This is a genomic window from Ancrocorticia sp. (assembly GCF_052089425.1).
Lineage (GTDB): Bacteria > Actinomycetota > Actinomycetes > Actinomycetales > Actinomycetaceae > Ancrocorticia.
In genome coordinates this window covers 1-9,394 of sequence record NZ_JBQCZW010000044.1, presented here as the reverse complement: position 1 = coordinate 9,394, position 9,394 = coordinate 1, and the positions used below count along the sequence as shown (strand labels likewise).

Below are 9,394 nucleotides of genomic sequence, written 5' to 3'. Positions count from 1 at the left end.
TCAACTACTTCTTGGCTCAAGTTGTAGATGCGTTCGGCTGCCGTAGGGTCCCCACTGAACACCTGACGTTCGATTTCGTCCTTATCATTCTGGAGACCGTCTAGGACGGGGAAGTAGCCGTCAACCACGCCGTCCAGCAACCGGTAGGCCATGGCCTCTGGCCCGAGCTTCAGCAGCTTTTCATTGTCGAGTAGCGGGGCACCTGCCCCGAGCGGTGCATCGCTGGCACCTTGGCGTTGGGCTTCTGGCGTGCCAATCTGGGTCCCATCAATAAGTCGTCCGTCCTGACAGATGACCGTCAATGCCCGCGGCTGCATGATGAGGTGAAATTCGCTGAACTCCACCTCTTCAATTTCGTCAATGTAGCGGGCCGATCGGACCACCATGAAAAGCACGTCACCGTAGCGTTCCAGCTTCGGGCGCTGGCCAGCGTGCATGAGATCCTCAGCCAGAAGGGGATGCAGGTTCCAGGCCGTGGCAACATCCTCTATCTCGCTGTGCTCGGGAGTGGGGATGATGGCAAGTGCCATGCGGTTGTCCGCCTCTTGAACATACCGCCCAATATCGTCGAACGCGGCGTTCTCTTCCTCGTTGAGCGGGACGCCGTCCTCAATTTGGCGCACAACAATAGGTGTATCGCCTGCGTCAGTATCGGTTGGACTGCTCCAAGAGCGTTCAGCGGGCCCGTCAGTGCTCGCCTGCCAATTGCCAAACGGTGAGCGTTGATGTTCGCGGGCCATGCATCCTCCAGTTGTCCGGGAGTCAGGGTATCACTGACTACACACTAGAGGTATCCGAATGGAACCCTTCTAAATTGACGATCAGAGTATCTCTAAATTGACGAGTGAAACGTCTATAAATTGACTACTAGAATGGCTCTAAATTGACGAGTTGACGTTCGAGCTGCGAGAATACCACTATGTCTGATCCTAAGAATAGGGCGTATATTCCGCGAATTGCTGACGCGGAGTTGGATCGAGCGCTGCGTAGGTCAGGTGCCGTACTGATCGAGGGACCTCGAGCAGTGGGGAAGACGGAAACGGCTTCACAGGCAGCTCACAGTGAGGTTCATGTGGATCAAGATGATCGCGTGGCCGGGTTAGCTTCAATTGATCCATTGCTGATTCTTGAGGGAGCTACACCGCGTCTCATCGATGAGTGGCAATTGGTGCCCTCTTTGTGGAATGCGGTGAGACGATCTGTTGATGACCGCCAAGACGTTGGACAGTATATTCTTACTGGGTCCACAGCTCCTGGAGCCGATGCGTCCAGACATACGGGAGCTGGACGGATTGCCCGTCTTCGAATGCATACGATGACACTCGCCGAAGCTGGCGCCAGCACCTCGGATGTCTCTTTGGGGGAGGTTCTCGGCGGGGAACCCCCACGTGCGTCAGATCCGGGAATGAGCTTCAAAGGGCTGACCGATCGCCTAGTTATCGGTGGCTGGCCGGCGTTTCAGAAGCTGGCCACTGGCGATGTGAGCCTCAATCTCGCGGACTATCTCGAAACTATCGCGATGGTAGACCTTCGGACTGTTGACGGTATAGATCGTGACCCTGCTCGGGTCTCTCGATTGTTGAAATCGCTGGCACGTTCTGTAGCCACGGAGGTCACGCTGACGACTCTCGCTAAAGACGAGATGACCTTGTCACGGGATACTGTCCGGGATTACGTGGCCGCTCTTGAACGGGTATTTGTTATAGAGAACCAGCCGGCGTGGTCCGCTCACCTGCGTTCGTCGGCTACTCTCCGCAAAGAACCGAAGCGCCATTTCGCAGATCCCTCTCTAGCAGCAGCCGCATTGCAAGCTATGCCGGAAGCTCTACAAAAGGACCCAGCGTTCACAGGACAACTGTTCGAGTCTCTCGTAATTCACGAGCTGCGCGCTTACGGTGCGCCACTGCGGGCATCAGTGTCGCATGCCCGCGACTCCGCGGGACGGGAAATCGATGCGATTGTGACTCTTCCAGACGGAACATGGTCAGGATTCGAAGTGAAACTTGGGACGGCTGCGGGGATCATCGATGGCGCGGCTGCCGGCTTGCTTGCATTCGCAGAACAGGTAGAGCAGCAGCCAAGTTCTTTGACAGTCATTACGTCAGCAGGGCCGTCATATCGCCGCGGTGATGGTGTCAACGTGGTTGCAATTGCCTCCTTAGGGCTGTGATCGTCCCCTACCGTCGGAAACTGTCGTCTATCGTCCTTGGTAAAACGGCCCGTTGTGGGCGTTGGATCCGTCGTCGTCGCCCCAAGCGGACGTTCCGGACCCCCACGGCGCTGAACTCTCGGCCGAAGGTAACCGCGGAGGCTGCTGATCCTGCCGGCTACTGTCCGGAACCGTGTTTTCGGGACGGGTGTTTCGTGTAGGCGACACGGCCGTGGCCGTACCCCACACGGTTTCACGCTGTTCTCTATTCGCCAAGTACTCGAGAAGCGGTTCGGCGTAGAACTTGGTGACGTTGATGTTGATCTTGGTGCCATCAGCACCCTGCAATTTCAGGATCTGGTTCTCGTCCACACCGGGTTCTAGCCTGTAACTGATGAGCTGGTCGTAACGTATGGCTTTGCTCTGACCTAATAGACCTCGAGTGGCTATACCGGTTGACGAGATCGCGACGAAGTAGAGGGCGTAGAAGATAATAAAGAACGCCCCGCCAATCAGGAGTCCAAGCGAAGCAATGAGCATGGGGACGAAATCGTCCACTTCGGGCCTCGTCATCGCGGTTCCTAGTAGCAGCAGTCCGCCCAAGGCAATCAGAATCCCGGCGAATAGCATGAATTTGGAAAGACGCTGCCTCGCGCCGTCCTTCGAGAGGTTCTGCTTGGGGCGGCGCCTAGCGAGATTCTGCCCGATGACCGCTATCGCAAACGTTGCCACCAGAGTTGTGATGGTCCCAGCCATTCTGATCCGCTTCCTGTGTGCCGAATACTTTCGTTATCACAATAGCCTTCGCTCGTGGGATTGGTTGTGATTTAGTTCGGCAAACCCTCGCGGTAACCATAGAGATCCGTTTGCGTTTCGCTGATCCAGATTTCCGCGTCGGTTGTGGGATTATCTGGATGTGCTACCCGAAGAGTGCGTCCATAACGTTCGTCAATCGGTGTAGTGCGGATGCCTGCATCCCGGAGTTCTGTCTCGAGTTGGTCGAGGTTAGGGTGCTCCAATCCCATCATGAAGCCGCTATCGCCGTCGTGGACTGCGGCCACTCCGTCAGCCGTGAGATCCGCCCACGAGTCTGACTGCGAACTGAGCCGAGGCGTCATACCCAGATCTGCGAGCAGCTCGGCGCCTTCTGGGACATGGCGAGTGAGGAAGAGTGGCGCTGCTATCGTCTTACCAGAATGAGCGACCTCTCCTTCCTGTTGGTCAATAAAGAAGGTGGGAATGGCCTGCGAAGTGACCGTGATTGCACGGCCGTGTCGCGTATCGCCAATTGATAGATCCGCGGCTTCCGTGGAGGTCGTGGCTAGGTAGGATTCCAAGTCAGGGACTTCTAGCGTGATCGCGCATTTGCCTGCTACAGGGCTTTCCGCCGGAACGTCATGGATACCGATGCGTCCCGCGCCTAGCGCATACAGGTGCCAGAGCTCGGTCTCTGTAACTAGAGTGCCGCCGAGCGCCGTAACCAGCTGTATCCATCCGTCGCGATGTGCTGTGAAGCACGTGATCCTGACAATCATGATTGGTTCTCCTTCGATTCAGCAGGGGCCACTGCCGCCCGCAGGACGTGTTCAACGAAAACCGACAGGGATTGATCGGCATCTATGGCGGCGTGTTTGACCTGCTTAACGAGATCGGGTGGCAGATACACGTTGAATTGAACTTTGCTAGGTTTGGATTCCATGCCGTAATGCTAGCAATATAGGGTCAGCTCTGCAATGAGTACTGAAAGAACGCTCACCAAAATCGCGATATACGTCTGAGTACATGCCGAAAGCGTGGGGCCTGCTGGAACCCTGCTTCTGGGATGGATTCACAGCTACACCCGAATCAGGATCTCCACATGAGGGATCACGAACGTCGCGTCGGGAGAGGAGCCCCATTCGCTCCATGCATCCGCAATGCCCTGAATTTCCGAGTGACTGGCACCAAGCGCCAAGGCCTGCGATGTGAACGAATTCCCGCTCACGCGCGCGGCTTGGCTCTCTCCCCATCCCTTGGCAGTATCCGGCGCGGCATACACCCACGTTGATCCCGACACGGTGATCTTGGGCGGCACCGAAAGATCGGCTTGGCTACCGCGAGAGCGAATGGCCTCTTGCGCCCATCGGCGCATTTGGCGCCCAGCATCAGGCTCGCCGCCGTTCGCCCTCGCGATGTGGGAGTATAGCTCGCGCCAGTGCTCGAGTTCGGGAAGCTGTGGGTACCAGAACATGCCAGCGTAATCAGCATCGCGAGCTGCAACGATGCCGCCGGGCTTGCACACGCGGATCATTTCGCGAAGCGCTCCGATCGGATCAGACAGGTGTTGCAGAACCTGGTGGGCGTGCACAATATCGAATGAATGGTCCGGAAAAGCTAGTGCCATCACGTCCCCGCGCATGAACTGCGTGCTAGCGTCGCGTCGATGGGCAGCGTTCCGCCTAGCCGTCTCTAAGGGAGCGTTCGTGTTCTCGATGCCGATCACATTGCCGGGAGCAAGCAGTTCCGCGAAATCAAGAGTGATGGTTCCGGGGCCACAGCCAACATCAAGCAGATCCATACCGGGGTCTACATGTGGGAGGAGATAACAAGCCGAGTTCGCTGCCGTTCGCTCCCCGTGGGAGGCGAGCACCGCGCGTTCGTGACCGTGGGTGTAATGCGCTGAGTGTTCCGGTGCTAAAACCATGCGCCGATCGTACGCTTATTGGCTCTTTCGCCGCAGCATCATCAAGGTACATAATGAACTAACGTGTGAGGGGGCACTATGCCAGTAGATCAGCGAATCATTCCGAACATTTGGTATAACGGCAACGCGGAGGCAGCTGCAGCGTTTTATGCCACGGCCATTCCATTCGCCAGCGCGGAAGTAGAATCGCGGTATCCGCTAGACGGCCTTCCGGAGTTCCAAGAACACCTTGCGGGAGCGCCGTTGGTTGTCGCATTGAAACTTCATCGCATCCGGCTCACCCTGATCAACGCGGGTCCGGAGTTCCGCCCGAACCCTTCCATTTCCTTCATGCTCAACTTCGATCCGCTCCTGTTTGAGGACGGGTCCAATCTACCCAAAGTCGCGATGGGAGCCGCCCGCGAAAGCCTGACGAATACGTGGAATAACCTGTCCGAAGGCGGGATAGTCCGTATGGAACTGGGTGAATACCCCTTCGCCAAACTGTACGGCTGGGTAGAGGACCGTTTCGGCGTGAATTGGCAGCTTATGCTGACGGACCCGGAGGGCGAGCCCCGCCCATTCCTTATTCCGAGTCTCCTTTTTACCCACGAGGCTCAGGATAAGGCCGCCGAGGCTTCGGACTTTTACGTTTCGCTCTTTAGAGAGTCCCGTGGCCGGTCGGGTATCGGACTCCGCTACCCCTATGGCGTGCCCACGGGCCCGGCGAGTGCCGAGGCGCTTGCGTTTGGAGAGTTCCGGATCGGTAATCAGTGGTTTGTTGGGAACGACGACGGCGCGGGCCACGACTTCACCTTCTCAGAAGGCGTCTCACTGGAGGTCCAGTGTGGCGATCAAGCGGAGATCGATCGCCTGTGGGAGGCGCTTTCTGCGGTGCCCGAAGCTGAGGAATGTGGGTGGCTCAAGGACCGCTACGGCGTGAGCTGGCAGGTGGTGCCGGACAACTTAGCTGAACTCATGGAACGGCCAGATGCCTATCACCACATGCTGAGCATGAAGAAGTTGATCATCGATGATTTCTGATCGCCCTGCGTGCTATCGGCCCTGATGGAACGGCCCTTGATCTGGCCCGTTGGCGGTCGGCCCCAATCTGGTCTGGCTGGCCGCTTTTTCTGCGGCATGACGAACGTGTGTCAGGACCACATATACGATGCCGAGCCCCGCGAATATCAACAAGATAAAGCCGGCAATTGTGACGAGCGGAATCCCTAACAAGAACCCTGCAACGATCGCCAAAACGGCGACGGTTTCGACCATGATGTACGGGAAGAGCTTCTTGACGTCCATGGGCGCAGTTTACCAAGTGTGGACCGGCAACGGGAGCGAGTGGGTGCGCCGTCGTCGTCGGCAAAAACCAACTACTCACTCGCGGAGTAATCTAGAAACGAAGCAAGTAAGTGAAGGGACCGACGAATGGATCGAATCCTGCGCGCCGAAGCACCGGAAGTTGATCAGCTGATTCAGTCTGGGTGGCGGATCACTGCGCGGTCATTCGGAGCGCAGCTGCGCGGCGAAGATGTCAACGTGCAAAAGTTCGAGGAGCTGATCGCCAGGATCCGGCCAATACGCGTTCGCGAACTGTTGGCTGGGGACTCTCCCGCGATTCTCGAGCTTGACCAAGCGACCGAGGATGATTACCCGGGCGGCACTGCGACGTCCCATACGTTGCTCGATACGCAAACCTCCGTGCCCACACTTACCCACCCGGCGTATGGGGCTTTTACCGAGGATGGACAGCTCGCGGGGATGACGTTTGTTGATGTGGTGGGCCCAGATTTAGCTGATACGGACTTTACGGTGGTCGCGCCACGGTACCGGCGTGGTGGGCTGGCGACCGCGCTCAAGGCTGCCTCAATTCTCCAATTACTTGAACGCGGTATCACAACGTTTCGGACCGGGGGATCTGCTGAGAACGTGGGGATTCAGATCGCCAACTCTGTGCTTGGATACCGCATTGACGAACAATGGGTCACGCTGTCCAGCGGGAAGGAACGATAATGAAAATCGAACACGCGGCATGTGAACCCGTTGAGGGTGCAGAAGGATTCTCTTTGGCTACGTTGAACGGCGGCGCGGAACCCGGCCTGACCCGTTCATTCGCTACACTTTGGTCTTAATCGCCGTGGGGATCGCCCGCGCAACGATAGAGATGGAGTATCGCGATGGCACGTAGGAGTGAACTCGAGGCGCGAATTGCGGGCCTCCAACGGCAGGTTGATGATCAACAACGGATCATCGGACAAATCGCCGCTCAGTTGGGGATTGAGATTCAACCCATCGCCCAAACTGGAGCCGGGCCCGGCATACGTCCCGCCGGAGCGCCGTCATTGCCGCCAGCTGCGATCGAGGCGCTCGCTTCAGGCAACAAGATTCTGGCCGTCAAGCTATTGCGGGAAGCGCATCACCCGGCAATGGGCTTGAAGGAAGCGAAAGACGTTGTTGAGGCCTACGAGCGGACGGGTGGTCAAGGCCCACTCGCGGGCGGCGGTTCTGCGTGGGGCTAGTGAACCACGGGCCACCATGCATTGAATTCGTTCCGTGCTTTCCCTAGTCTAGATACGTGACGCAGGCCATATCCGAGTATTGGAGTCAACATGAATAGCCCACTGAAAGCCCTTTCTGACGCTGGTGTTTCCATTTGGCTGGACGATCTTTCCCGTGGCCGACTGAAGACCGGCAACTTAGCTGACAAGATCGAGAAAGACTGCGTGGTGGGGGTGACCACCAACCCGACGATCTTTGCCGCCGCGTTGTCTCAGGGTGAGGACTATGCCGCACAGTTGAAAGAGCTGGGGGCGGTTAGCGTTGACGAAGCCATTAAGCAATGTACGGCTCAGGACGTCCGTGATGCGTGTGATCTGTTTGCGGATATTCATGGGCAAACGGGTGGCTATGACGGTCGAGTATCCATCGAAGTAGCGCCCACACTGGCCCACGAGACACAGGCGACGATCGATCAGGCAGCCGAGCTCGCGGAGCTAGTTGGCCGCGAAAACGTTCTGATCAAGATCCCAGCCACTAAAGAGGGGCTAGCGGCAATCACTGAAACCATTGCCGCGGGTATCTCCGTGAACGTCACGCTCATCTTCTCGGAGCAACGCTACGTCGAGGTGATGGATGCGTATCTGGTTGGTCTAGAGAAGGCTGCCGCAGCCGGCAAGGACCTGTCCACGATCCACTCGGTGGCCTCGTTCTTTATTTCGCGAGTCGATAGTGAAGTGGACAAGCGCCTTGCGGCCACGGGCGCAGACCTCCTGAAGGGCAAGGCCGCTATTGCGAATGCTCAGGTGGCGCTTGGCGCCTTCGAGGCCGTTTTTGCCGCTGAGCGCTTCACCGATTTAGCGGCCAAGGGTGCTAACAAGCAGCGCCCTCTGTGGGCTTCTACCGGCACCAAGGATCCGTCCTACTCGGACACTCTCTACGTTGCGGACCTCGTGGCGGATGGCGTTGTGAACACCATGCCGGAGAAGACGATGGATGCCTTCGCCGATCATGGCGTGGTCCACCAGACCATGGAAGGATCGGCAGATATTGGCCGCCAAACCCTCCACATGATCGAGGAGGCTGGCATCGATCTTGTGGACGTCTTCCAAGTTTTGGAAGACGAGGGCGTGGACAAGTTCATCGTCTCCTGGCACGAGCTCCAACAATCCGTGAAGGATGCGCAGGCTGAGATTCTCGGCTAGTTGGCACGAGTACTTTCGAACCTACTGCCATTCAACGTGCGATAGATCGAGGCCGTGGGCGGCAGCATTCTCCTCAACAATGGTCAGGAGCCAATCGGTTAGTCCGGGTTCCTGATCGTTGTAGTGCCTAGCGAAGGCCGGATCTTCCACGTACATACGCGCCAGAATCACTTGGCGTGCGTAGGGAACATCGAACCACTGATCGAGTGATGCCCTGTGCTGTTCGGCGAGCTCGTTGGCCTCATCTGAGCCGGGGGTGACCCCATCTCGCTTCGCCTGCGCCAAGCGGGATTCCATTGCCTTGATTTCGCTGGTGATCCGCCGCAAATCGTTCTTTGTGAGTTTGGATGTGCGCTCACCATATTGCTGCCACACCTCCGAGTCATCCCAGCGCTGGCGCGCCTGATCCTCCCACTCAGGATTCCAATCCTTGCCGAATACTTCTACCTGTTCTTCGGGTGTGAGCTGAATACCCATCTTCTTCTTCTCCAACATCGTGTCTACTGCGGAGACCATCTCCTGCAGGTGAGTGATGCGGTCCACGAGAAGTTCACGTTGCCGGGTCAGGTGCTCGGCGGAGTCCGTAGCATCCGATCCATCCAGCACCTGTGCGATCTGCGAAAGCTGCATACCCGTCTCCCTATACACGAGGATCTGATGGATACGTTCAACGTCCGCCGAATCGTAGAGCCGATATCCCGCGTAGGTGCGAGCACTGGGGGTGATCAGGCCGATCGCCTCCCAGTGATGCAGCGTTCGCACGCTCACGCCAATTAGATCGGCAACCTCTCCCACCGTCATATCGTGGGCGGTCGTGTCGCGGTTTGGCGTATGCGTCATGGAACCATTCTCTCTCACCCATTCAGGATGATGCCT

Annotated in this window: 12 protein-coding genes; 5 read left to right on the top strand and 7 right to left on the bottom strand. The window is 57.5% G+C overall.

The annotated features are described in order from the left end of the window. Window positions 1–740 (bottom strand): CorA family divalent cation transporter (locus tag ACTHV6_RS10680; RefSeq protein WP_441387518.1); only part of this gene is annotated, 740 nt, incomplete at its 3' end. Window positions 741–919: 179 nt separating this feature from the next. On the opposite strand from ACTHV6_RS10680, the gene ACTHV6_RS10675 reads away from it, so the two are divergent. Continuing rightward, window positions 920–2,170: an ATP-binding protein gene (locus ACTHV6_RS10675; RefSeq protein ID WP_441387517.1), complete on the top strand. Its 1,251-nt coding sequence runs from the start codon at window positions 920–922 to the stop codon at window positions 2,168–2,170. 27 nt (window positions 2,171–2,197) lie between these two features. Here the strand turns inward: ACTHV6_RS10675 and ACTHV6_RS10670 are convergent, their stop codons facing one another. The 4 genes from ACTHV6_RS10670 to ACTHV6_RS10655 all read right to left on the bottom strand — a co-directional run bounded on the left by ACTHV6_RS10670 (window position 2,198) and on the right by ACTHV6_RS10655 (window position 4,832). Beyond that, window positions 2,198–2,905, bottom strand: a complete 708-nt coding sequence (locus ACTHV6_RS10670; RefSeq protein ID WP_441387515.1) for a hypothetical protein — start codon at window positions 2,903–2,905, stop codon at window positions 2,198–2,200. A 71-nt stretch (window positions 2,906–2,976) separates the two neighbouring features. Then, entirely contained in the window at window positions 2,977–3,684 is a 708-nt protein-coding gene (locus ACTHV6_RS10665) for a hypothetical protein (RefSeq protein ID WP_441387514.1), read from the bottom strand. Continuing rightward, complete coding sequence (locus ACTHV6_RS10660) at window positions 3,681–3,848, bottom strand: ribbon-helix-helix protein, CopG family (protein ID WP_441387513.1); 168 nt, start codon at window positions 3,846–3,848, stop codon at window positions 3,681–3,683. Before ACTHV6_RS10660 ends, ACTHV6_RS10665 begins: the two co-directional genes overlap by 4 nt. Before the next feature lie 135 nt (window positions 3,849–3,983). Further along, entirely contained in the window at window positions 3,984–4,832 is an 849-nt protein-coding gene (locus ACTHV6_RS10655) for a class I SAM-dependent methyltransferase (RefSeq protein ID WP_441387512.1), read from the bottom strand. Between the two features lie 78 nt (window positions 4,833–4,910). Between ACTHV6_RS10655 and ACTHV6_RS10650 the strand changes: the two genes are divergently transcribed. Then, complete coding sequence (locus ACTHV6_RS10650) at window positions 4,911–5,855, top strand: VOC family protein (protein ID WP_441387511.1); 945 nt, start codon at window positions 4,911–4,913, stop codon at window positions 5,853–5,855. A 12-nt stretch (window positions 5,856–5,867) separates the two neighbouring features. Here the strand turns inward: ACTHV6_RS10650 and ACTHV6_RS10645 are convergent, their stop codons facing one another. After that, complete coding sequence (locus ACTHV6_RS10645) at window positions 5,868–6,119, bottom strand: hypothetical protein (protein WP_441387510.1); 252 nt, start codon at window positions 6,117–6,119, stop codon at window positions 5,868–5,870. A gap of 126 nt (window positions 6,120–6,245) precedes the next feature. Here ACTHV6_RS10645 and ACTHV6_RS10640 point away from each other — a divergent pair, with 126 nt between their 5' ends. From ACTHV6_RS10640 to tal, 3 genes are all read left to right on the top strand, one after another. Continuing rightward, window positions 6,246–6,830: a hypothetical protein gene (locus tag ACTHV6_RS10640; protein WP_441387509.1), complete on the top strand. Its 585-nt coding sequence runs from the start codon at window positions 6,246–6,248 to the stop codon at window positions 6,828–6,830. A 164-nt stretch (window positions 6,831–6,994) separates the two neighbouring features. Continuing rightward, window positions 6,995–7,336 (top strand): hypothetical protein, encoded by a 342-nt coding sequence (locus ACTHV6_RS10635; RefSeq protein ID WP_441387508.1) that lies wholly within the window; start codon window positions 6,995–6,997, stop codon window positions 7,334–7,336. 90 nt (window positions 7,337–7,426) lie between these two features. After that, window positions 7,427–8,518 (top strand): transaldolase, encoded by a 1,092-nt coding sequence (tal, locus tag ACTHV6_RS10630; RefSeq protein WP_441387507.1) that lies wholly within the window; start codon window positions 7,427–7,429, stop codon window positions 8,516–8,518. 21 nt (window positions 8,519–8,539) lie between these two features. Here tal and ACTHV6_RS10625 read toward each other — a convergent pair whose 3' ends face one another. Continuing rightward, window positions 8,540–9,358, bottom strand: a complete 819-nt coding sequence (locus ACTHV6_RS10625; RefSeq protein ID WP_441387506.1) for a MerR family transcriptional regulator — start codon at window positions 9,356–9,358, stop codon at window positions 8,540–8,542. Window positions 9,359–9,394 lie beyond the last annotated feature (36 nt).